General features: G+C 70.5%; 16 protein-coding genes. 8 read left to right on the top strand and 8 right to left on the bottom strand.

Going from position 1 to position 21,326, the window contains the following annotated elements; genetic code table 11:
* Window positions 1-8: 8 nt before the first annotated feature.
* The 5 genes from ABZ471_RS23005 to uvrC form a co-directional block, all read right to left on the bottom strand.
* Window positions 9-2,963, bottom strand: a complete 2,955-nt coding sequence (locus tag ABZ471_RS23005) for a M14 family zinc carboxypeptidase (RefSeq protein WP_359068655.1) — start codon at window positions 2,961-2,963, stop codon at window positions 9-11.
* A gap of 152 nt (window positions 2,964-3,115) precedes the next feature.
* Entirely contained in the window at window positions 3,116-4,105 is a 990-nt protein-coding gene (gene whiA / locus ABZ471_RS23000) for a DNA-binding protein WhiA (RefSeq protein WP_359068654.1), read from the bottom strand.
* Entirely contained in the window at window positions 4,096-5,190 is a 1,095-nt protein-coding gene (gene yvcK / locus ABZ471_RS22995; protein ID WP_359068653.1) for a uridine diphosphate-N-acetylglucosamine-binding protein YvcK, read from the bottom strand. Before yvcK ends, whiA begins: the two co-directional genes overlap by 10 nt.
* On the bottom strand, window positions 5,187-6,179 hold the full coding sequence (gene rapZ, locus ABZ471_RS22990; RefSeq protein ID WP_359068652.1) for an RNase adapter RapZ: 993 nt from the start codon (window positions 6,177-6,179) through the stop codon (window positions 5,187-5,189). Before rapZ ends, yvcK begins: the two co-directional genes overlap by 4 nt.
* Window positions 6,176-8,263: an excinuclease ABC subunit UvrC gene (uvrC, locus tag ABZ471_RS22985; protein ID WP_359068651.1), complete on the bottom strand. Its 2,088-nt coding sequence runs from the start codon at window positions 8,261-8,263 to the stop codon at window positions 6,176-6,178. Before uvrC ends, rapZ begins: the two co-directional genes overlap by 4 nt.
* Before the next feature lie 431 nt (window positions 8,264-8,694).
* On the opposite strand from uvrC, the gene ABZ471_RS22980 reads away from it, so the two are divergent.
* Window positions 8,695-9,642, top strand: coding sequence for a hypothetical protein (locus ABZ471_RS22980; RefSeq protein ID WP_359068650.1), 948 nt, complete (start codon window positions 8,695-8,697; stop codon window positions 9,640-9,642).
* Window positions 9,643-9,736: 94 nt separating this feature from the next.
* Here the strand turns inward: ABZ471_RS22980 and ABZ471_RS22975 are convergent, their stop codons facing one another.
* Window positions 9,737-10,171: a Rieske (2Fe-2S) protein gene (locus tag ABZ471_RS22975; protein WP_359068649.1), complete on the bottom strand. Its 435-nt coding sequence runs from the start codon at window positions 10,169-10,171 to the stop codon at window positions 9,737-9,739.
* A 283-nt stretch (window positions 10,172-10,454) separates the two neighbouring features.
* Here ABZ471_RS22975 and ABZ471_RS22970 point away from each other — a divergent pair, with 283 nt between their 5' ends.
* Window positions 10,455-11,621 carry a LacI family DNA-binding transcriptional regulator gene (locus tag ABZ471_RS22970; protein ID WP_359068648.1) on the top strand — a complete coding sequence of 389 codons (1,167 nt, stop codon included), beginning with the start codon at window positions 10,455-10,457 and terminating at the stop codon, window positions 11,619-11,621.
* Window positions 11,618-12,529: a carbohydrate kinase gene (locus ABZ471_RS22965; protein WP_359068647.1), complete on the top strand. Its 912-nt coding sequence runs from the start codon at window positions 11,618-11,620 to the stop codon at window positions 12,527-12,529. The genes ABZ471_RS22970 and ABZ471_RS22965 overlap by 4 nt, the downstream gene beginning before the upstream one ends.
* A 212-nt stretch (window positions 12,530-12,741) precedes the next feature.
* Here ABZ471_RS22965 and uvrA read toward each other — a convergent pair whose 3' ends face one another.
* Window positions 12,742-15,768, bottom strand: coding sequence for an excinuclease ABC subunit UvrA (uvrA, locus tag ABZ471_RS22960; RefSeq protein WP_359068646.1), 3,027 nt, complete (start codon window positions 15,766-15,768; stop codon window positions 12,742-12,744).
* A 225-nt stretch (window positions 15,769-15,993) separates the two neighbouring features.
* On the opposite strand from uvrA, the gene ABZ471_RS22955 reads away from it, so the two are divergent.
* The 5 genes from ABZ471_RS22955 to ABZ471_RS22935 all read left to right on the top strand — a co-directional run bounded on the left by ABZ471_RS22955 (window position 15,994) and on the right by ABZ471_RS22935 (window position 20,685).
* Window positions 15,994-16,680 carry a maleylpyruvate isomerase family mycothiol-dependent enzyme gene (locus tag ABZ471_RS22955; RefSeq protein WP_359068645.1) on the top strand — a complete coding sequence of 229 codons (687 nt, stop codon included), beginning with the start codon at window positions 15,994-15,996 and terminating at the stop codon, window positions 16,678-16,680.
* A gap of 289 nt (window positions 16,681-16,969) precedes the next feature.
* Window positions 16,970-17,626 (top strand): MBL fold metallo-hydrolase, encoded by a 657-nt coding sequence (locus ABZ471_RS22950; protein WP_359068644.1) that lies wholly within the window; start codon window positions 16,970-16,972, stop codon window positions 17,624-17,626.
* 472 nt (window positions 17,627-18,098) lie between these two features.
* A complete protein-coding gene (locus tag ABZ471_RS22945) occupies window positions 18,099-18,983 on the top strand; it encodes an ABC transporter substrate-binding protein (RefSeq protein ID WP_359068643.1) in 885 nt (294 codons plus the stop codon).
* On the top strand, window positions 18,980-19,921 hold the full coding sequence (locus ABZ471_RS22940; protein ID WP_359068642.1) for an amino acid ABC transporter permease: 942 nt from the start codon (window positions 18,980-18,982) through the stop codon (window positions 19,919-19,921). Before ABZ471_RS22945 ends, ABZ471_RS22940 begins: the two co-directional genes overlap by 4 nt.
* Window positions 19,918-20,685 carry an amino acid ABC transporter ATP-binding protein gene (locus tag ABZ471_RS22935; RefSeq protein ID WP_359068641.1) on the top strand — a complete coding sequence of 256 codons (768 nt, stop codon included), beginning with the start codon at window positions 19,918-19,920 and terminating at the stop codon, window positions 20,683-20,685. Before ABZ471_RS22940 ends, ABZ471_RS22935 begins: the two co-directional genes overlap by 4 nt.
* A gap of 11 nt (window positions 20,686-20,696) precedes the next feature.
* Here ABZ471_RS22935 and aroQ read toward each other — a convergent pair whose 3' ends face one another.
* On the bottom strand, window positions 20,697-21,170 hold the full coding sequence (gene aroQ / locus ABZ471_RS22930) for a type II 3-dehydroquinate dehydratase (RefSeq protein ID WP_359068640.1): 474 nt from the start codon (window positions 21,168-21,170) through the stop codon (window positions 20,697-20,699).
* Window positions 21,171-21,326: the final 156 nt, after the last annotated feature.

Here is a 21,326-nt window from a genome sequence, read left to right as displayed (position 1 = left end):
GCCTGCGCTCACCCGTCAAGAGAGGCGAACGCCTTCCTCAACAGGGCCACTCGGTCGGCCGCCGACGGCACCTGTTCCAGACCGAAGCCGAGCAGCACGGTCCTGTCGGTGGTGACCGCTCCGTACGTCTGGAAGAGCGTTCCGGTGCGCGTCCAGTCCTTCAGGACGGCCGGGCTGCCGGCAGGCGGTCCGGCCACCTTCCAGGCACCCAGGGACGTCTCGAAGCCCTCGGTCTCCTTCGCCGCGCCGCCGACGACGAGCGAGGCGTCGTCGGCGAGGACGCCGTGCCCGCCGCTGCCCGGGTCGGTGATGTAGCCGATCGAGACCTCGACGGACTTGCCGGCGTACGCGCTCAGGTCGAAGCCCACCTGCTGCCAGCCGCCGGAGCTGCCGGTGAGGCTGTTCCACGAGCCGCTGGTGCCGGTCGCGGTACAGGCGTTGCCCTCGAGCGTCAGGTAGTGCTTCAGCCAGGGGTGCTCGCCGATCAGGAACCCGGCGCCGCACTCGGCCGGCACAGCCGTCCTCGTGGCCCCGCCGGTCTCCGGGAGGGTCGTCCAGTCGTCGGCGCCCACGGTGTGGGCCTCGACGACCGCGTGGTCGTAGCCGGGTTCGGTGTCCCACAGCAGCCGGGTGCTCAGCGTCGGCCGGTCGGCGGCGGTGACACCGGTGAGGTCGACGGTGCGGGTCAGGCGCTTGTAGGCGTCGTCGGTGTGCAGGGCCGCGGCCATGTAGGAGCCGGAGTACGGGCCGTACGGGCTGACGGTCCCGGCGAACCGGCCCGCGCCCGCGCTCTTGAACTGCGGATATGCGTCGGCGGACAGCTCGTCCGAGGTGACGCCGTAGGTGCCCGCCTTCTCCAGCGGGTTGCCGGGCGCGTCACCGAGGGCGCCGGTGTAGCCGTCGAGGCTGCCGGAGCCGGTGAAGCCGGAGGCTCCCTTGGTCGACGTACGGCTGTAGGCACCCAGGTAGTACTGGCTGAAGTCGTCCGAGAGGGTGCCGTCGCCGAGGTCGACGCTGCCGCCGGCCAGTTCGCCGGCCTCGATCAGCCGTCCGCCCTCGTTGAGGTAGGCGCGCAGCTGGAGCTGGGTGGCGTTGGCCGGTCCGCCGGCACCGGAGTAGTGCACGACCGTCCTGAAGTGCCCCAGCACGCCGAGCGCGTCGGGCGCGCCCTGGGTGGCGACGTCCCAGACGATCGCCCTGTGGCCGCTCGCCTTCAGCGCGTCCACGTACTTCTGGGCCTGCGTGGCGGCCGCGCCCTCCTCGGCGACCACGAGGGTGTCCGCCCGGGGCCGCTCGGCGACGGTGTAGGTGAAGTGCGAGCTGGAGACCTTCCTGCCGTTCTTGGTCTCACCGGTGAACCACACCTCGACCTTGTCGCCCGGTTCGCCGTCCTGGACCTTCGCCCGGTACTCGTCGAAGTAGAGGTCGTCCTCGCCCCCGTAGGTCTCGCCGCCCTTCCAGTGCCTGAGCGTCTGGTCCCACGTACGGCCGCCGTTGACGCGGTACTTCAGCTCCTTGTCGCGCACGGACTTCCGTACGACGACCGAGACCTCCTGGTCCGCGCCGCGCGCGTACGACGTGGAGAACGCGGCCGGGGTGAAGTCGGGGGCGCTCAGGCCGACCGAGGAGACCGGTCGGTCGGGGTGGCCGGCGGTCTCGGCGACGGAGAGCGCGAACGGGACGTTCTTCTCGAACTCCTGCCGGATCAGCTTCTCGTCGTCGGGGAAGTTGAACACCGACTGGCAGTCGGCTGGGTTCCAGGCGTCGTTCGGGTCGATGTTCGACGCGGTCTGGCAGGTCGACATCTCGGGGGTGAACATCGCTATGCCGTTGACGTTCGAGGCATGGCCGTCCGCCTCGCCGTTGGTGGTGTACAGCTCCGAGGAGATCTGCGAGCGGTAGCCGGGGATGGCCGGGTTGTCGGGGGTGCCCGCGAGCGCCTTGTAGAGCACGTCGTCCGGGGTGGGGGTGGCCACCTGCCAGCCGACGCCGTACAGGAGGAGTTCGGCGGCGGAGTGGTAGTTGATGCTGTACCTGAAACCGATGCGCTTCTCGAAGCCGTCGAGCGCCTTGGTCTCGGGCTCGGACTCGGGGCTCGCGCCGCGGTAGGTCTGGCTGGTGGGGTTCGGGGACGAACCCTCGTCGTCGTAGCCCCACTTGTAGGGGAAGTTGCGGTTGAGGTCGACGCCGTCGCCCGCGCTGATGACGCCGTCGCCGTTGACGTCCCGGAGGTTCTTGCGCCACAGGCGGGTGGTGGAGTCCTTGAACGTGTAGTCGTAGCCGTCGGGGTTGGCCGAGAGGACGAACCACAGCTCGGTCGAGTCGACGATCTTCTTGATGCGCTTGTCGGTCTTGTAGTTGTCCAGGTAGTAGTGCATCAGACGCCGGGTCATCTCCGGTGTGATCCACTCACGCGCGTGCTGGTTGGACATGTACAGCACGGAGGGTTTCGAGCCGTCCTTCGACTTCTTCGCGTTCTTGGTCAGTTTGAGCGCGAGGATGTCCTGGCCGTTGATCGTCTTGCCGATTGACTCGACCTTGGTGAGATCGGGGTGGGCCTGCCCGGTCCGGACGATCTCCTGTTCCAGGCCTCCGCTTCCGCCGTACGGACGGAACACGCTCTGGGAGGCGTCCTGGACGCGCGCCTCGGCCCTGGCCGAGAGGGTGTGCTCGGTGAGGTCGACGCCCTGCTGCTCGAGCTTCTTCGCCTGCTGGTCGGTGAGGTAGACCTCGACCTTGGTCTTCCCCTTCCCGGCCACCTGCTCGCCGAGTTCATGGCCGTCCTGTCCGGCCTTGAGGAGCAGGGGAATCTGCTGCTGGGTGACGTCGGCTCGGAAGACCTTGACCTCGTCGGGGTCGGACGGGGAGGGACTTCCGCTCTGGGCCTGGGCGATGGGTGCAAGGCTCGCTCCTCCGATCAGAAGCGTGCCGACAGCGAGGATCGATCTCGCTCTGTGTCTCATGAACCCCCCTACCGGTGGTCCGCCACAGCGGCGAACAGGTTGCCAGGCTCATGTCACTCCATGATCGAGTCAAGAGCGCCTCACGGACACGCAAACGCCGGTGCCGATCACCCGAACGGGCGTCGGCACCGGCGAATTGACGGGGCTTCGGATCAGCCGACGAGGTTGTCGGCCAGCTCCTCCGAGAGGTTGGCCTCCGTGCCCGGGATGCCCAGGTCGGCGGCGCGCTTGTCGGCCATCGCCAGCAGGCGGCGGATACGGCCCGCGACCGCGTCCTTGGTCAGCGGCGGGTCGGCGAGCGCGCCCAGCTCCTCCAGGGAGGCCTGCTTGTGCTCCATGCGCAGCCGGCCGGCGGCCGCGAGGTGCTCGGGCACCTCCTCGGCGAGGATCTCCAGAGCCCGCTGGACGCGGGCACCGGCGGCCACGGCGGCGCGGGCCGAGCGGCGCAGGTTGGCGTCGTCGAAGTTGGCGAGCCGGTTGGCGGTGGCCCGCACCTCGCGCCGCATCCGGCGCTCCTCCCAGGCCAGCACGGACTCGTGCGCACCGAGCCGGGTGAGCAGGGCGCCGATCGCGTCACCGTCGCGCACGACCACCCGGTCCACCCCGCGCACCTCGCGGGCCTTCGCGGCGATGGAGAGCCTGCGGGCGGCGCCGACCAGCGCGAGCGCGGCCTCCGGACCCGGGCACGTCACCTCCAGGGAGGAGGAGCGGCCGGGCTCGGTCAGCGAACCGTGTGCCAGGAAGGCCCCGCGCCAGGCCGCCTCCGCGTCACAGGTGGCCCCGGAGACCACCTGCGGGGGCAGGCCGCGGATCGGGCGGCCCCGGCCGTCGACGAGGCCGGTCTGGCGGGCCAGCTGGTCGCCGCCCGCGACCACGCGCACCACGTAGCGCGAGCCACGGCGCAGTCCGCCGGGCGCCATCACGATCAGTTCCGAGCTGTGACCGAAGATCTCCAGGATGTCCCGCTTGAGCCGACGGGCCGCCATGGCGGTGTCCAGCTCCGCCTCGATCACGATGCGCCCGCTCACCAGGTGAAGGCCGCCGGCGAACCGCAGAATGGCGGAGACCTCCGCCTTCCTGCAGCAGGTCCGGGTGACGGGGAGCCGGGAGATCTCGTCCTTCACCGCTGCCGTCATCGCCATGGGCCGATCCTTCCATGCATCCGAAAAATACGGTCGTACGCGGCGGCCAGCAGCTCCGGGTCGTGCCGGGGGCTGCCGTCGGTCCGGGCCACCGGCGCCAGCTCGACCGCGGCCCCCAGCCGCTTGCCGGCCTCGGTGAGCGAGTCGCGGTCGGGCACCGCGGCCTCGTCGGCCAGCACCACGTCCAGGGCGAGTTTAGGGGCGTGTCGCCCCAAAACCTCCAAATGACGCTGCGGGGAGAAGCCCTCGGTTTCTCCGGGCTGCGGGGCGAGGTTCAGGGACAGGACCTTGCGCGCCTTGGTCTCGGTGAGGGCGTCCAGCAGCTCCGGGACGAGCAGGTGCGGTATCACCGAGGAGAACCAGGATCCGGGGCCGAGCACCACCCAGTCCGCGTCCAGGACCGCGGCGACGGCCTCGGGGACGGCGGGCGGGTCGTTCGGCACGAGGTGCACGGACTGCACCTCGCCGGGCGTGAGGGCGACCGTCGCCTGCCCGCGCACCGTGTCGACGTCGTCCGGGCGCTCCGGGTCGTGCCCCTTGACCAGGGCCTGAAGCTCCAGCGGTACGGCGGACATGGGCAGCACGCGCCCGTGCGCACCGAGCAGCTTGCCGACCAGGTCCAAGGCCTGGACGTGGTCGCCGAGCTGCTCCCACAGGGCCACGATCAGCAGGTTGCCGACCGCGTGGCCGTGCATCTCGCCCTGGGACTGGAAGCGGTGCTGGATGACCCGGGCCCAGGTCTGGCCCCAGTCGTCGTCGCCGCACAGCGCGGCCAGCGCCTTGCGGAGGTCGCCGGGCGGCAGCACGCCCAGCTCGTCGCGCAGGCGCCCGCTGGAACCGCCGTCGTCCGCCACGGTGACGACGGCGGTGAGGTCGCCGGTGATCCGGCGCAGCGCGGCGAGCGAGGCGGACAGGCCCATGCCGCCGCCGAGGGCGACGACCTTGGGCTGGGCGCCGCGCCGGCGGACCCGGCCGCCGCGGGCCTCGGCGGGGCGGGCCGCCCTTGCCTCGGCCGCGGCACGGCTCGAACGGCCCTCCGGCACCACCCGGCGCAGTCTGCTCAGCCGCGGTGTACGTTCCGTCATTCCCGTCCCATGTCCCGGTGTACGACCACCGTCTCCACGCCCTCGGCCGCGAGGCGCGCGGCGAGCTTCTCCGACACCGCGACCGAGCGGTGCTTGCCGCCGGTGCAGCCGATGGCGATCGTCACATAGCGCTTGCCCTCGCGCCGGTACCCGGTCGCGATCAGCCGCAGCAGCTCGGCGTACCGGTCGAGGAACTCCTTGGCCCCGGGCTGGTTGAAGACGTAGGCGGACACCTCTTCGTTGAGGCCGGTGAAGGGGCGCAGCTCCGGGACCCAGTGCGGGTTGGGCAGGAACCGCATGTCCGCGACCAGGTCGGCGTCGACCGGCAGGCCGTACTTGAAGCCGAAGGACATCACGGTGGCCCGCAGCTCGGGCTCCTCGTCGCCCGCGAACTGGGCGTCCATCTTGGCGCGCAGCTCGTGCACGTTGAGGCTGGAGGTGTCGATCACCAGATCGGCGTCGCCGCGCAGCTCGCGCAGCAGCTCCCGCTCTGCGGCGATGCCGTCGACGATGCGTCCGTCGCCCTGGAGCGGGTGCGGGCGGCGCACCGACTCGAAGCGGCGCACCAGGGCCTCGTCGGAGGACTCCAGGAAGACGATCCGCCGGGTCACGCTCCGGGTGTCGAGGTCGGCGAGGGATTCGCGCAGGTTGTCGAAGAAACGCCGGCCGCGTACGTCGACGACGACCGCGATCCGCGCCACGTTGCCCTGGGACCGGGCGCCCAGCTCCACCATGGTGGGGATCAGGGCCGGCGGGAGGTTGTCCACGACGAACCAGCCGAGGTCCTCCAGACACTTCGCGGCCGTCGACCGGCCCGCTCCGGACATGCCGGAGATGATCACCAGCTCGGGGATGGCCGCCTCTTCGGGGGCCCCGGCCGGTGTGACGTCGGTACTCACCTGTGCTCCGTTTTCCTCAGCCGCCTGCTGCGGCTCCCCCGCGACCGCCTGTTCTCGGTCCGCTGTGGGCTGTGCGTCGTGCTCGTTCATGTCTCCTGCCCCCGTCGTTCGTCCGGGAGGCCCGCGGTCACGGGCTCCCCCGAGGAACCCCCCGTCGTATCGGGTTCCTCGTCCTCAATGATCTCTCCGGTCGCCGTGTTCACGGCGGGTGCGGCCGGAGCCGCCCGGGCGAGGGCCACGGCGATGGTCTCGGCCGTCTTCCGACCTATGCCGGGCACCTCCTGGATCTGCTCGATTGTGGCGGACCGCAGCTTCTTCACCGAGCCGAAATGCTTGATGAGCGCCTGTTTACGGGTCTCGCCCAGACCGGGCACGTCGTCCAGGGGGCCGGCGCGGAAACGCTTGGCGCGCTTGGTGCGCTGGTAGGTGATCGCGAAGCGGTGGGCCTCGTCGCGGACACGCTGGAGCAGATAGAGGCCCTCGCTGGAGCGGGGCAGGACCACCGGGTCGTCCTCACCGGGCACCCAGACTTCCTCCAGGCGCTTGGCAAGGCCGCACACGGCAATGTCGTCGATGCCCAGCTCGTCCAGCGCCCGCCGGGCCGCCGCGACCTGCGGCTGCCCGCCGTCGACCACGACGAGCTGGGGCGGGTAGGCGAACTTCCTGGGGCGGCCGTCGTCGTCCTTGAGGGCCCCGGTGAGGGGATCGCCGTCGACGAGGACGCTCTCACCGTCGGCGAGGCCGGCCTCGCCGTCCGTCCACTCGCCCGTCCTCTCCTTCTCGGCCAGGTAGCGCCGGAAGCGGCGGGTGATCACCTCATGCATGGAGCGGACGTCGTCCTGACCCGCGAAGCCCTTGATCTGGAAGCGTCGGTACTCGCTCTTGCGCTGCAGGCCGTCCTCGAAGACGACCATGGAGGCGACCACGTCGTCACCCTGCAGGTGCGAGATGTCGTAGCACTCGACCCGCAGCGGGGCGCTGTCCAGGTCGAGGGCCTCCGCGATCTCCTCCAGCGCCCGCGAGCGCGTGGTCAGGTCGGAGGCGCGCTTGGTCTTGTGCAGGGCGAGGGCCTGCTGGGCGTTGCGCTGCACGGTCTCCATCAGCGCCTTCTTGTCGCCGCGCTGCGGGATGCGCAGCGAGACGTTCGACCCGCGGCGGCCTGTCAGCCACTCCTGGACCGGCTCGACCGGCTCGGGCAGGGCCGGGACGAGGACCTCCTTGGGGACGGCGTCCCCCGTCTCCTCGCCGTACAGCTGCTGCAGGGCGTGCTCGACGAGGGCGGCGGTGGTGACCTCCTCGACCTTGTCGGTCACCCAGCCGCGCTGCCCGCGCACCCGGCCGCCGCGCACGTGGAAGATCTGGACGGCCGCCTCCAGCTCGTCCTCCGCGACGGCGATGAGGTCGGCGTCGGTCGCGTCGGCGAGCACGACCGCGTTCTTCTCCATGGCCTTCTTCAGGGCCTCGATGTCGTCGCGCAGGCGGGCGGCCCGCTCGTACTCCATCTCCTCGGCCGCCTCCGTCATCTGCTTCTCCAGACGGCGGAGGTAGGTGCCGGTCCGGCCCGCCACGAAGTCGCAGAACTCCTCGGCCAGGTCCCGGTGGTCCTCCGGGGTGACGCGGCCGACGCAGGGGGCGGAGCACTTGCCGATGTAGCCGAGCAGACAGGGGCGGCCGGTGCGGGCGGCGTTCTTGAAGACGCCGGCCGAGCAGGTGCGCACCGGGAAGACCCGCAGCAGCAGGTCGACGGTGTCCCGGATGGCCCACGCATGGCCGTAAGGGCCGAAGTACCTGACGCCCTTCTTCTTGTGACCGCGCATCACCTGCACGCGCGGGAACTCCTCGTTCATCGTCACCGCGAGGTACGGGTAGCTCTTGTCGTCGCGGTACTTGACGTTGAACCGGGGGTCGTACTCCTTGATCCAGGAGTACTCCAGCTGCAGTGCCTCGACCTCCGTGGACACCACGGTCCACTCCACGGACGCGGCGGTGGTCACCATCGTCCGGGTGCGCGGGTGCAGGTTCGCCAGGTCCTGGAAGTAGTTCGCCAGGCGCTGGCGCAGGCTCTTCGCCTTTCCGACGTAGATCACCCGGCGGTGCTCGTCACGGAACCTGTACACCCCCGGGGAGTCCGGGATCTCACCCGGCCTGGGGCGGTAGCTGGAGGGGTCGGCCATGTCTCACACCCTACTGGCGAGCACCGACACCGCGTCGGGCCTGTGGACAACGCCCACCGGCGCGGCCCGCCGTCCGGCGCAGGTCGGCGCGGTCAGGGCCGCACGGCCCCTGAGGGCAGCATTCCGGCCATGCTGCACCCTGTGGAGCCGCCCGCCGGGGCACCTCGGCGGGCCGTCCCGCGGACCGTCCGGGCCCCGGCCCGCAGGTGCGGGGGTCGCGGCTCGGCCGGGAGTACACCCTGACCGGGCCCGAGGTGTTGTCGGGGTCTTGTCAACACGCTTCAATGCGGGGGAACTCGGGGCCGTGCACGCCGACGAACGGACGCGGCATGCGCAGACACGGGCGCCCCTGCGCCCACGGGGGTGGCCCCGCACACCTGCGCCGACGGTCCGACCAGCCGTCGTGACACCTCATAGAAAGGCCCCTGTGCATGCGGCACGCCACCGAGCACGCGGACGTCCCCACCGCGGAACTGGACACGGCCCTGCGGGGCGGCCCCTTCCACGTGGCGCTGCGCGCCGCGATCGCCGCCCGCGGACTGCCGCTCCAGCGCGTGCAGCACCATCTGTCGCGTCACGGGGTCAAGGTCGGGGTCACCAGCCTCAGTTACTGGCAGCAGGGCGCCCGCCGCCCGCAGCGTCCCGAGTCACTGCGGGCCGTACGAGCCCTGGAGGAGATCCTCCAGCTGCCCGACGAGTCCCTGATCCGGCTGCTCGTCCAGGCCGGCGAGCCCGCCTCCCACGGCCGCCCCTCGGCCCGCTCCTACCGCTCCCTGGTCGAGGCCTCCGACGTCCTGAACCGGCTCCAGACCGGCCTGGGCTGGTCCCTCGACGGCGGGCTGCACACCCTCGGCCATCACGAACGCGTCCGGATCGGAGCCCACCGCGAACTGGCGGGCCGCGAGTCCCACCACATCGTGCGGGCCCACCGCGACGGCGTCGACCGCTTCGTCGCCGTCCACCACGGCGACCCCGGCTGCCGACCGCGCGACATGACGGTGCACGCTCTGGAGAACTGCCGCACGGGGCGCGCCCGTTGGGACCAGGACACCGGCGTGCTGGTGACCGAACTCCTCTTCGGCACCCGACTGCGCGCCGGCGACACCTTCCTCTTCCGCTACGGCATCGAGGACGGCACGGCCGGGGTCTCGCACGAGTACGTGCACCGGTTCGGCTTCCCGGGCGGCCAGTACGCGCTCCAGGTGCGCTTCGACCGGGCCGCACTGCCGACGCACTGCCAGCGCTTCGCCCAGCACTCGCCCGCGGCCCCCCGCAGCGGCCGCCACGAGCTGGCGGTCAGCGGACCGCACCACAGCGTCCACGTGGTCGAGCCCCGGATACGGCCGGGCGTGGTCGGGATCGCCTGGGACTGGGGGTGACGGGGACACGGCCTGCCGGGCCCGGCAGGAGAGGAGTGGGCGTGAGGGGTGTCCGCGAGTGAGCGCCTGACCGTCGTTCGGCCGTGCGCGCAGGTCAGGCGCCCGGACCGGCGATGATCCTGCCGTTCGACGTCTTCACCGGCAGCTCGTTCAACGGCTCCGTGGCCGGCGCCTGGACCACCTTGCCCGTCACAGCGTCGAACTGGCTCCCGTGGCAGGGGCAGATCAGGGTCGTCCCCTGGAGCTTGTTGATGGGGCACCCCGCGTGCGTGCAGATGGTGCTGTAGGCCTTGAGGGCCCCGCTCCCGTCCCGGCTGACCACGACGTTGTGGTCGCGGTAGAGCTGGGCGCCGCCCTTCGCGACCTCGCTCTCGGCGCCGAGGTCGACCGGTGCGGTCGGGGTCGCGTCGGCCGTGGTGCCTCCCGGAGCCGAGCAGGCGGCCAGCCCGAGCCCGGCGACCGGGGCCACGGCGGCTCCTCGAAGGACGGTACGACGACTCGTGGACGGGCGGGCCGATCGGGCGGGCATCAGGTCTCCACTGGTCAGAGGGCGTGCAGGCCGACGATACCCGGGCAGAACGGCCGGCTTCGGAGCGGGGGCGGGGCAGGGCAGGAGGGGGGCCGGGCAACGGGGACGGGAGGTGAGCGAGGAGGTGGGCGGTGTCGGTGCGTAATCGATTGCGTAAGCGTTTACGCGAGGGTGGTGGATGGGATACCTTCCCGGCGTTCAGCGGCGCAGCGACTCAGTGGTTTGGCTACGTGACCGGCTCGGCGACGTGACCGGCTCGGCGGCTCAGGAAAGGGGAAGCGCGATGCCCACCATGGCGGACGTGGCCCGGAGTGCCGGTGTCTCCGTGGCAACCGTCTCCCACGTGCTCAACGGCACGCGTCCGGTGCTGCCCCACACCCGCCAGGCCGTACTGGACGCCATGGACGCCCTCGACTACACGCCCAACACCCTCGCCCGCTCCCTGGTGACCTCCCGCACCCGCTCCATCGGCCTCGCGGTGTCGGCGATCAGCAACCCGTACTTCACGGAGATCCTTCAGGGCGTCGAGGCCGCCGCCGTGGACGCGGGCTACAGCCTGCTCATCGCCGACCCGCACGACGACCCCGCGCACGAGCGGAAGGTCGTCCAGCTCCTCCACGAGCGCCGGGTGGACGGCATGATCGTCGCCCCGTCCGCACGCCCGGACGACCTCGTCGCCTACCTCAGCCGCCACGCCGTGCCGACGGTGTTCCTGGACCGGGTCCTCCCGACCGGCGCCTCTGCCACGGACGGTCCGGGAGCTGATCAAGCTCGCCTCGACCCGGGTAGCTTCGATCAGGTCTGCGCCGAGAGCGCCGAGCCGATGGCCCGGCTCGTCGCCCACCTCGCCGGGCTCGGCCATCGCCGAATCGGCCTGGTCGCGGGCCTGCCCGGACTCAGCACCACCAGCGAGCGGATCACGGGCTACCAGCAGGCCCTCGGCGCCGCCGGCCTTTCTCTGGACGACGACCTCGTGGTGTCCGGCAACTCGGAGTCGTCCGGCGCCGAGCGGGCCACGAACGTCCTGCTCTCCCTCCCCTCTCCGCCCACGGCGCTGGTCACCGCCAACAACGCCATGACCATCGGTGCCCTGCGCACCCTGCGCCGCCAGGGGCTGGTGGTACCGGACGACATCGCCCTGTGCTGCTTCGACGACTTCGCCTGGGCCGACCTGTTCTCGCCCCGGCTCACCGCCATCGCCCAGCCCAGCAGGGAGATCGGCGCCCAGGCCGTCCGGGTGCTCCTGGACCGGTTGGCCACGCCCGACCGGCCGGCCCGGACCGTACGGCTGCCCTGCGCCTTCGTCCACCGCACCTCCTGCGGGTGCCCGGAGGACCGGGACGGGGCCGGAGTCCCCTGGCCGGCCGGGCCCGGCGGGCAGACCGAATCATCCGCACCCTCCACGTCGTCTGCGCTTTCCGCACTGTCCGAGAAGGGAACCGCCTCGTGATCGTCGTCGCCGGTGAGGCACTGATCGACCTGGTACCGCACGGCCCGGGTGCCCTGGCGGACCTGAAGCCGGCGCTCGGCGGCGGCCCGTACAACACCGCCGTGGCCCTCGGCCGCCTAGGCTCCCCGACCGCCTTCTGCTCCCGCACGTCGTACGACGCCTTCGGCGAGGCCCTGCTCGACGGGCTGCGCCGGGCCGGGGTGGACGTGTCCGGCGTGCAACGCGGCCCCGAGCCGACCACCCTCGCGGTGGCCACCATCGACGCCGGCGGCTCGGCCGCCTACTCCTTCTACGTCGACGGCACCGCCGACCGCATCTTCAGCACCCCTGCCGGTCTCCCCGCGGGTACACGCGCGGTGTCCTTCGGTACCTGCTCGCTCGTCCTGGAACCCGGGGCGAGCGCCTACGAGGAGCTGATGCGGACCGCGGCCGCACAGGGCCTGTTCACCGCCCTCGATCCCAACATCCGAGCCGGACTCATCCCGGACGCCGATGCCTACCGGGCGCGTTTCAAGAGCTGGCTGCCCTCGGTGACGCTGCTGAAGCTCTCCGCGGAGGACGCCGAGTGGCTGGGTGGCACCCCACGCGAGTGGCTGGCCGCGGGACCGGCGGCCGTCGTGGTCACCCGCGGCGGTGACGGCCTCACCGCGCACACCCGGGAGGGCGCCGAGTACTCCGTACCCGGTGAGAAGGTCGAGGTCGTGGACACCATCGGAGCCGGTGACACGGTGAACGCGGCCCTGCTGCACGGCTTGTCCGCTCAGGACGCGCTGACGCCGGAGGCGCTCGCCGCTCTGGGCGCGGACGGCTGGCAGCGGCTGCTGCGGTTGGCGGCGCGCGCGGCAGCGATCACCTGCTCACGCGCGGGGGCGGAGCCTCCGTACGCGGCCGAGCTGGGCGAGCTGTAAGCCGACCGCGGAGGACGTCCGAGTCCTCGGTGATGTTGTCAAGGTGCAGCTGGACCTGCAGTCCGTGCGGCCGGTCGTGTCTGTCGCACCGCAGGGCCAGGGTGGCTGATGGTGGAACGAGCGGCGCCCCGCGGGGAGTTCCCGCGGGGCGCCGTATTTTTGATGTCGTGTCGGAGCTTTGATGATGTGTCAGGGCATGTCCCGAACCGACCTCAGGCCTTGCGGGCCCGCGTCGTCTTCTTCGCCGGTGCCGTCTTCTTCGTGGCTGCGGCGGCCTTCTTGGTCGCCGTGTTGTTGGCCTTGGCCGTCACCGTCTTCTTCGACGTCGACCTGGCCGCGGCCGTCTTCTTGGCCGCCGTGCCGCGCGGTGCCTTCACCGGCTCCGCGTCACTGATGCGGTCGGCGCCGAGGATCTCGCGCAGGAACTTGCCGGTGTGGCTGTCCGGAACGCCGGCGACCTCTTCGGGTGTGCCCTCGGCGACCACCAGGCCACCGCCGGCGCCACCCTCCGGCCCCATGTCGACGATCCAGTCCGCGGTCTTGACCACGTCGAGGTTGTGCTCGATGACGATGACCGTGTTGCCCTTGTCGACCAGGCCGGCGAGGACCTTCAGCAGCTTGCTGATGTCCTCGAAGTGCAGACCGGTGGTCGGCTCGTCCAGGACGTAGACCGTGCGTCCGGTGGAGCGCTTCTGCAGCTCGCTGGCGAGCTTCACGCGCTGCGCCTCACCGCCGGAGAGGGTGGTCGCGGACTGGCCGAGCCGGACATATCCGAGGCCGACGTCCTTCAGCGTCCGCAGGTGCCGGGAGATGGCCGGAACGGCCTCGAAGAAGTCGGTCGCCTCCTCGATCGGCATGTTCAGGACGTCGGCGATGGACTTGCCCTTGTAGTGAACCTCCAGGGTCTCCCGGTTGTACCGGGCGCCGTGGCAGACCTCGCACGGGACGTAGACGTCCGGGAGGAAGTTCATCTCGATCTTGATGGTGCCGTCGCCCGCGCAGTTCTCGCAGCGGCCGCCCTTGACGTTGAAGGAGAAACGCCCGGGCAGATAGCCGCGGACCTTCGCCTCGGTCGTCTCGGCGAACAACTTGCGGACGTGGTCGAAGACACCGGTGTACGTCGCCGGGTTCGATCGCGGGGTGCGGCCGATGGGCGACTGATCGACGTGGACGACCTTGTCGACGAGGTCGTCTCCGTCCACGCGCGTGTGCCGTCCCGGGACGCTGCGCGCGCCGTTCAGCTCACGGGCCAGGTGCGTGTAGAGGATGTCGTTGACCAGCGTCGACTTGCCGGATCCGGACACCCCCGTGACGGCCGTGAACACGCCAAGCGGGAAGGACACGTCGATGTCCTGCAGGTTGTTCTCACGGGCACCGTGCACGGTCAGCTGCCGGGACGGGTCGAGGGGCCGTCGTACGTCCGGGAGCGGAATGGACTTGCGGCCCGAGAGGTACTGGCCGGTCTGCGACTCGGTGTTGGCGAGCAGCTCCTTCAGATGGCCGCTGTGCACCACCTTGCCGCCGTGCTCGCCCGCGCCGGGACCGATGTCGACGATCCAGTCGGCGACCTTGATCGTGTCCTCGTCGTGCTCCACGACGATGAGCGTGTTACCCATGTCACGCAGCCGGACCAGGGTCTCGATCAGTCGATGGTTGTCGCGCTGGTGCAGGCCGATGGACGGCTCGTCCAGGACGTACAGGACGCCGACGAGGCCGGAGCCGATCTGGGTGGCCAGGCGGATGCGCTGCGCCTCGCCGCCGGAAAGGGTGCCGGCGGCACGGTTGAGGGAGAGGTAATCGAGGCCGACGTCGACCAGGAAGCGCAGCCGCTCGTTGACCTCCTTCAAAACGCGCTCGGCGATCTTCTTGTCGCGGGCGTTCAGCTTCAGCTCGCCCAGGAAGTCAGCGCAGTCGCTGATCGACATCCCCGAGACCTCGGCGATCGACTTCTCCATGATCGTGACCGCGAGGACGATCGGCTTCAGGCGCGTGCCCTCACAGGAGGGGCAGGGCACCTCACGCATGTAGCCCTCGAAGCGCTCGCGACTGGCGTCGCTCTCGGCTTCACCGTGCCGGCGCTTGATGAAGGGGACGGCGCCCTCGAAGGGGGTGGTGTACACGCGCTCGCGGCCGTACCGGTTGCGGTACCGGACCTCGATCTGCGTCTTGTGGCCGTAGAGCAGGGCCTTCCGGGCACGCTGCGGCAGGCCCGCGAAGGGAATGTCCGTCCTGAATCCCAGCGCGTCCGCGAGGGCACCGATCAGGCGGCCGAAGTAGTCCTTGGTGTGTCCGTGCGACCAGGGGTGGATGGCGCCCTCGTCCAGGGACTTGTCCTCGTCCGGGACGATCAGCTCCGGGTCGACCTCCATACGCGTGCCGATGCCGGTGCACTCGGGGCACGCACCGAAGGGCGAGTTGAAGGAGAAGGAACGGGGCTCCAGCTCCTCGAAGGACAGGTCGTCGTACGGGCAGTACAGGTGCTCCGAGTACATGCGCTCGCGCTCGGGGTCGCCCTCGGGGAGGTCCACGAAGTCGAGCACGACCATGCCGCCGGACAGGCCGAGGGCGGTCTCCACGGAGTCGGTGAGGCGGCGCTTGGCCGTGTCCTTCACCGTCAGGCGGTCGACGACCACCTCGATGGTGTGCTTCTCCTGCTTCTTCAGGGTCGGCGGGTCGGAGAGCTGGATGGTCTCGCCGTCCACACGCGCGCGTGAGTAGCCCTTGGTCTGGAGGTCCGCGAAGAGGTCGACGAACTCGCCCTTGCGCTCGCGCACCAGCGGCGACAGCACCTGGAAGCGGCTCCCCTCCGGCAGCTCCAGGACCCTGTCGACGATGGCCTGCGGCGACTGGCGCGAGATCGGGCGACCGCACTCCGGGCAGTGGGGCTTGCCGATGCGCGCGAAGAGGAGACGCAGGTAGTCGTAGACCTCGGTGATGGTGCCGACCGTCGAGCGCGGGTTGCGCGAGGTCGACTTCTGGTCGATGGAGACAGCCGGGGACAGACCCTCGATGAAGTCGACGTCCGGCTTGTCCATCTGGCCGAGGAACTGCCGGGCGTACGAGGAGAGCGACTCCACGTAGCGCCGCTGGCCCTCGGCGAAGATCGTGTCGAAGGCCAGGGAGGACTTGCCCGACCCCGACAGGCCCGTGAAGACGATGAGCGAGTCACGCGGCAGGTCGAGCGAGACATTCTTCAGGTTGTGCTCGCGCGCGCCACGGACGATGAGACGGTCGGCCACGCCGGTCCGCACCTTTCTTGAGAGAAGTGACAGGGGCGGGGCCCCCGTGCTTCTTCGAGACTAGGGGGAGCCACTGACAACGCCGGTCGGATTCCCGAGTTGCATAACAACCCCCGGCCATCCAGCATGCCCGACGCCGCTCCCGACGATATAGCACGCGCATTCGATTTGCGGGCAGGGTTCACCACCTTCACCCGAAGGTGTGGCGGGATTAAGGTCAGGCCCATGATTGATCACGCTCATGACCTGGACTGTGTACGTGACGCGACCGAGCGGCTCCTCACCGCTGTCGCCAAACTGGACAACGCCTCGCTCACCGAGCCGTCACGCCTGCCCGGCTGGACCCGTGGCCACGTCCTCGCGCACCTCGCCCGCAACGCGGACGCGCTCGTGAACGTCCTCGAGGGCCGGCCCATGTACCCGAGCGCCGAGACCCGGGACGCCGACATCGAGCGGGACGCCCCGCGTCCCCTGGACGTCCAGCTCGCCGACGTGCGCGAGAGCGCGGCCGGCTTCCAGGAGACGGGGGCCGCTCCGGCGGACTGGACGCGCACGGTGGAGCTGCGCAACGGGGTCACCGACTCCGCCTCCCGGGTGCCGTTCCGACGGTGGGTCGAGGTCGAGCTCCACCATGTGGACCTCGGGGTCGGCTACGAGCTGGAGGATCTTCCGGCGGAGTTCACGGAGCGGGAGATCGACTTCCTGGCGCGGCGGTTCTCCGGGCACCCCGACGTCGCGGCGACCCGCGTCACGGACAGCACGCGCGCGTGGAGCACGGGACGCGAGGCGGCCGAGCCCGAGGTCACGGTCAGTGGTTCGCCGGCGGATCTGTTGGGCTGGCTCGCCGGACGCCGCGACGGGGCCGCATTGGCAGCGACGGGCGGCATGCTTCCACAACTGCCGCCGCTCTAGGGCCTGTCGGCGGATCAGGCCGGCTTCAGCCAACGGTGCCTCATGACCACAGGTGAGCGGGGCGTGGTGCGTCCAGCTGCAAGGCGGAGGAGGGAGTCGACGCCATGGGGTCCCCCTCCCCCGCGAGCGCAGCCGAGCGTGGGGGAGTCGGCAACCGGCGACAACGCGGTTGCGGGTACCCCCTCTGGGGGGAGGGCGTGCCACGCCCCGCGATTCCGGCACGATCCGCCGGACAGGCCCTGGCGCGACGTCGGCCCGCCGGACGCTCCCCCGCTATAGGCTGATCGCCATGATGTACAGCGGAGAGGTCAGGGTCGGCGGACCGGCCGACGTGCATGAGCTGAAAGACCTGATGATCACCAAGATCGCGGTCGGCCCGATGAACAACAACGCCTATCTGCTGCGCTGCCGGGCCACCGACGAGCAACTCCTGATCGACGCCGCCAACGAGGCGCAGACCCTGCTGGGCATGATCGGTGACGACGGCATCGCGTCCGTCGTCACCACCCATCAGCACGGCGACCACTGGCAGGCGCTCGCCGAGGTGGTCGCGGCCACCGGTGCCCGTACCTACTCCGGCCGGGAGGACGCCTCCGGCATCCCGGTCCCCACCGACGTCCTGGTCGACGACGGTGACGTCATCCAGGTCGGGCGCGTGGAACTCACGGCGCGCCATCTCGTCGGGCACACTCCGGGCTCCATCGCACTGGTCTACGACGACCCTCACGGCCACCCGCACGTGTTCACCGGGGACTGCCTGTTCCCGGGCGGTGTCGGCAACACGCGCAAGGACCCGAAGGCGTTCGCCAGCCTGATCCACGACGTCGAGACGAAGATCTTCGACGTGCTGCCCGACGAGACCTGGGTCTACCCCGGGCACGGCAACGACACCACGCTGGGCGCGGAACGCCCGCAGCTGCCGGAGTGGCACGCGCGCGGGTGGTGAGTGGGCCGAGCACCCCATGGCAAGGGGCTGATTTCGTGTGCGCCTGCGGGTGCGTGGGGGTTTGTCGCGCCCACGCGGCGGAGCCTCACAGAGATACAGCCCCACGCCCCTTGTAGCGCGCGGCTCGAGAAGCAAGTTTTCTGCACGACCGGCGCACGCCCGCACGTACGCCCGGCGCGCACTCGACCGCTCGCGCCCCGTGTGAACACTTCGCACACACCGGACTCGCGTGCGCGCTCCCGAAGGCCGACGTCACGCAGTCAACTGGGAGCAGCCCCGCACGGGATGAGGCTCCTGCGCGGTATGGGCCGCCGGTCTTCCCACCCCGCCCTCGGCCGGCGGCCCAGGCCAGCGCCACAGCTCAGACCCGGTTCAGGGGCAGATTTCACACGGCTGCAACACCGGTTCCCACGATGCGGACAGTGAACGGCGTGACCTGGACAAACGGGGGGTTCGCTGCCAATCTCCCGCCATGCACCTTGCCCCCCGCACACTGCGCGGCGCGGTAGCCGCCGCCACCGTAGCCCTGCTCGCCACTGCTGTCGGCTGTGCTCCGCAGCCAGAGGAGAAGGGGGCGGCCGCCCCGTCCGGATCCGCCGCGAAGAGCTGTGCCAAGGGCAAGTTGGCCACCAAGACGTCCGGGAAGCTGACGATCGCGACGGACGAGCCTGCTTACGAACCGTGGTTCAAGGACGACAAGCCCGCGAACGGCAAGGGCTTCGAGTCTGCGGTCGCCTACGCCGTGGCCCAGCAACTGGGCTATGACAAGAGCGCGGTGGTCTGGCAGAGCGTGCCCTTCAACAAGGCGTTCGCGCCCGGTGTGAAGACCTTCGACTTCGACATCAACCAGGTGTCGATCAGCGCCGAGCGCAAGAAAGCCGTGAACTTCTCCTCCGGTTACTACGACGTGCGCCAGGCCGTCATCGCGCTGAAGGGCAGCAAGGCCACGAAGGCGACCGGCATCGCGGACCTGAAGGACCTCAAGCTGGGTGCCCAGGTGGGCACCACGAGCCTCGACTACATCACCGATGTGGTGAAGCCGAAGCAGGAGGCCGCCGTGTACGCGAAGAACGACCAGGCGAAGTCCGCGCTGAAAAACGGTCAGGTCGACGCCATCGTCGTCGACCTGCCGACCGCGTTCTACATCACCGCGGCCGAGGTGACGGACGCGAAGATCGTCGGCCAGTTCGAGAACCGGAGCGGCACGCCCGAACAGTTCGGGCTCGTACTCGACAAGGGCAGCGCGCTGACGTCGTGCATGACCGGTGCCGTGGACGCCCTGCGCAAGGACGGCACGCTGGCGCGGATCGAGAAGCAGTGGCTCTCCGACGCCGTCGACGCACCGGTGCTCAAGTGACGGTCACCAAGGGCGAGTCGGCTCCGGAGGGGGCGGACGGCACGGGTGACATGACCGGCGGCGCCGGGGAGGCAGTGCCCGGCGCCGGTGACGGCTATGTGCCTTCCGGGCGGCGGATTGAACGAGAGCGCTACAAGCGGGCGCGCACCCGCCGCGCCACGGCCATAGCGGCGTTCTCCACCCTGGTCACGGCTGCCGTGCTCTACCTGATCGTCGTCAACGCGCCGGGCTGGCCGCGCACCAAGGAGACGTTCTTCAGCGCGCAGTACGCGCGCGAGGCGTTCCCGAAGGTCCTCGACGGCCTGTGGCTGAACGTCCGCCTCCTGCTCGTCTGCGGGGTCGCCGTGCTGGTCCTCGGCCTGCTGATCGCCGTCGCCCGCACCCTGCGCGGCCCGGTGTTCTTCCCGCTGCGCGTCCTGGCGGCGGCGTACACGGACTTCTTCCGCGGTCTTCCGCTCATCATCAACTTGATGATCGTGGTGCTGGGCGTGCCGGCGCTGCGGCTGCAGGGTGTGACGGTCGACCCGGTGCTCCTGGGCGGTACGGCACTGACGCTGACGTACTCCGCGTACGTGGCCGAGGTGTTCCGGGCCGGCATCGAGTCCATCCATCCCTCGCAGCGCGCCGCGGCCCGCTCGCTGGGCCTCACCAACCGGCAGGCCCTGCGCCACGTCGTGCTGCCCCAGGCGGTGCGCCGTCAGGTGCCGCCGCTGCTCAACGACCTGGTGTCGCTGCAGAAGGACACCGGTCTGGTGTCGATCGGCGGCGCGGTGGACGCCGTACGGGCCGCCGACATCATCGTGGGCCGGAGCCTCAACTACACGCCGTACATCGTCGCGGGCCTGGTCTTCGTGGCGCTGACCATCCCGATGACCCGCTTCACGGACTGGGTGACGGCCAGGATGGACCGGCAGCGGGCCCAGGGAGGATCGATATGAGTACGACAGCCCAGGAGGGCTCCCCGGTGCTGCGGATGGAGTCCGTCCGCAAGACCTTCGGGGGCTCGGTCGTGCTGCGGGACGTGGACCTGGAGGTCGCCCCACACACCGTGACCGCGCTGATCGGCGCTTCCGGTTCGGGCAAGTCCACGCTGCTGCGCTGCGCCAACCTCCTGGAGGACATCGACGACGGCGCGATCTGGCTGGACGGCGAGGAGATCACCGACCCGCGCGTCGACCAGGACGCGGTACGGCGCCGTATCGGCGTGGTCTTCCAGGCGTACAACCTGTTCCCGCACATGACCGTGCTGGACAACATCACGCTCGCCCCCCGCCGGGTGCACGGCGCCTCCCGCGCTCAGGCCGAGGAGCGGGCCAGGGAGCTGCTGGAGCGCCTGGGGCTGGGCGGCAGGACGGATGCCTACCCGGACCGGCTGAGCGGCGGTCAGCAGCAGCGTGTGGCGATCGTACGGGCCCTCGCCGTGCGGCCCCGGCTGCTGCTGCTCGACGAGATCACCGCCGCGCTCGACCCGGAACTCGTCGGCGAGGTCCTCGAAGTGGTCCGCGGTCTGAAGGACGAGGGCATGACCATGGTGCTGGCGACGCACGAGATGGGCTTCGCCCGGGACGTCGCCGACCAGGTCTGTTTTCTGGACGGAGGGGTCGTGCTGGAGCGCGGCACCGCCGAGCAGATCTTCGGCGACCCGCAGCAGGAGCGCACACAGCGTTTCCTGCGGCGGATCGTGGAGGCCGGACGCCTGTAGGCCCGGGGTGGCTACGCGTCGGTCTGGACCGCCCCCACCAGGGCGGCCACCCGCTCCACGCCGAACACGTAGCCCTGCACCCCGCAGCCCGCGATCACGCCGTCGGCGCGCAGCGAGACGTACGAGTGGTGCCGGAACGACTCGCGCTGGTGGATGTTGGAGATGTGCACCTCCAGCACCGGCATGCCGTCGCAGGTGTTGAGTGCGTCCAGAATTGCGACCGACGTGTGCGAGTAGGCACCGGGGTTGATGACGATCCCGCAGTGGTCGAGCCGTGCCTCGTGGATCCAGTCGACCAGCTCGCCCTCGTGGTTTGACTGCCGGAAGTCGACCGTGCCGCCGTGCGCGGCCGCCGCCTTGGCGCACATCGCCTCGACATCGGCGAGCGTGTCCTTGCCGTAGATCTCGGGCTGGCGCTGGCCGAGGAGGTTCAGGTTGGGCCCGTTGAGGATCATGATCGGGGCGTTGGCCAGGGTGCGGGGCACGGTTCCTCCGGTCCGTTCGGGGCGGTTCGTCTGCGACCGCTCGCTGGGACCCGGTCTATCACGGCGCACGGAGCGGGCGAGGGGGTGTACCGCGGTCACCTCGGCGCGCGCCGAGGCTCGTTGATCACCTCTGCACGCCCCCGTAACCCGTGATCA

The organism is Streptomyces sp. NPDC005728 (genome assembly GCF_040630895.1).
In the GTDB taxonomy this organism is placed as follows: domain Bacteria; phylum Actinomycetota; class Actinomycetes; order Streptomycetales; family Streptomycetaceae; genus Streptomyces.
Note: the sequence above shows the minus strand (reverse complement) of the source record. Positions and strands in the feature narration are given on the sequence as shown.

Excerpts from the sequence above, each read along its gene's own strand:
- ABZ471_RS22970 (WP_359068648.1), top strand. The coding sequence starts at position 10,455 with ATGCCCACCATGGCGGACGTGGCCCGGAGTGCCGGTGTCTCCGTGGCA.
- yvcK (WP_359068653.1), bottom strand. The coding sequence starts at position 5,190 with ATGACGGAACGTACACCGCGGCTGAGCAGACTGCGCCGGGTGGTGCCG.
- rapZ (WP_359068652.1), bottom strand. The coding sequence starts at position 6,179 with ATGAACGAGCACGACGCACAGCCCACAGCGGACCGAGAACAGGCGGTC.
- ABZ471_RS22950 (WP_359068644.1), top strand. The coding sequence starts at position 16,970 with ATGATGTACAGCGGAGAGGTCAGGGTCGGCGGACCGGCCGACGTGCAT.
- ABZ471_RS22945 (WP_359068643.1), top strand. The coding sequence starts at position 18,099 with ATGCACCTTGCCCCCCGCACACTGCGCGGCGCGGTAGCCGCCGCCACC.
- whiA (WP_359068654.1), bottom strand. The coding sequence starts at position 4,105 with ATGGCGATGACGGCAGCGGTGAAGGACGAGATCTCCCGGCTCCCCGTC.
- ABZ471_RS22955 (WP_359068645.1), top strand. The coding sequence starts at position 15,994 with ATGATTGATCACGCTCATGACCTGGACTGTGTACGTGACGCGACCGAG.
- ABZ471_RS22935 (WP_359068641.1), top strand. The coding sequence starts at position 19,918 with ATGAGTACGACAGCCCAGGAGGGCTCCCCGGTGCTGCGGATGGAGTCC.
- uvrC (WP_359068651.1), bottom strand. The coding sequence starts at position 8,263 with ATGGCCGACCCCTCCAGCTACCGCCCCAGGCCGGGTGAGATCCCGGAC.
- ABZ471_RS22980 (WP_359068650.1), top strand. The coding sequence starts at position 8,695 with ATGCGGCACGCCACCGAGCACGCGGACGTCCCCACCGCGGAACTGGAC.
- ABZ471_RS23005 (WP_359068655.1), bottom strand. The coding sequence starts at position 2,963 with ATGAGACACAGAGCGAGATCGATCCTCGCTGTCGGCACGCTTCTGATC.
- ABZ471_RS22975 (WP_359068649.1), bottom strand. The coding sequence starts at position 10,171 with ATGCCCGCCCGATCGGCCCGCCCGTCCACGAGTCGTCGTACCGTCCTT.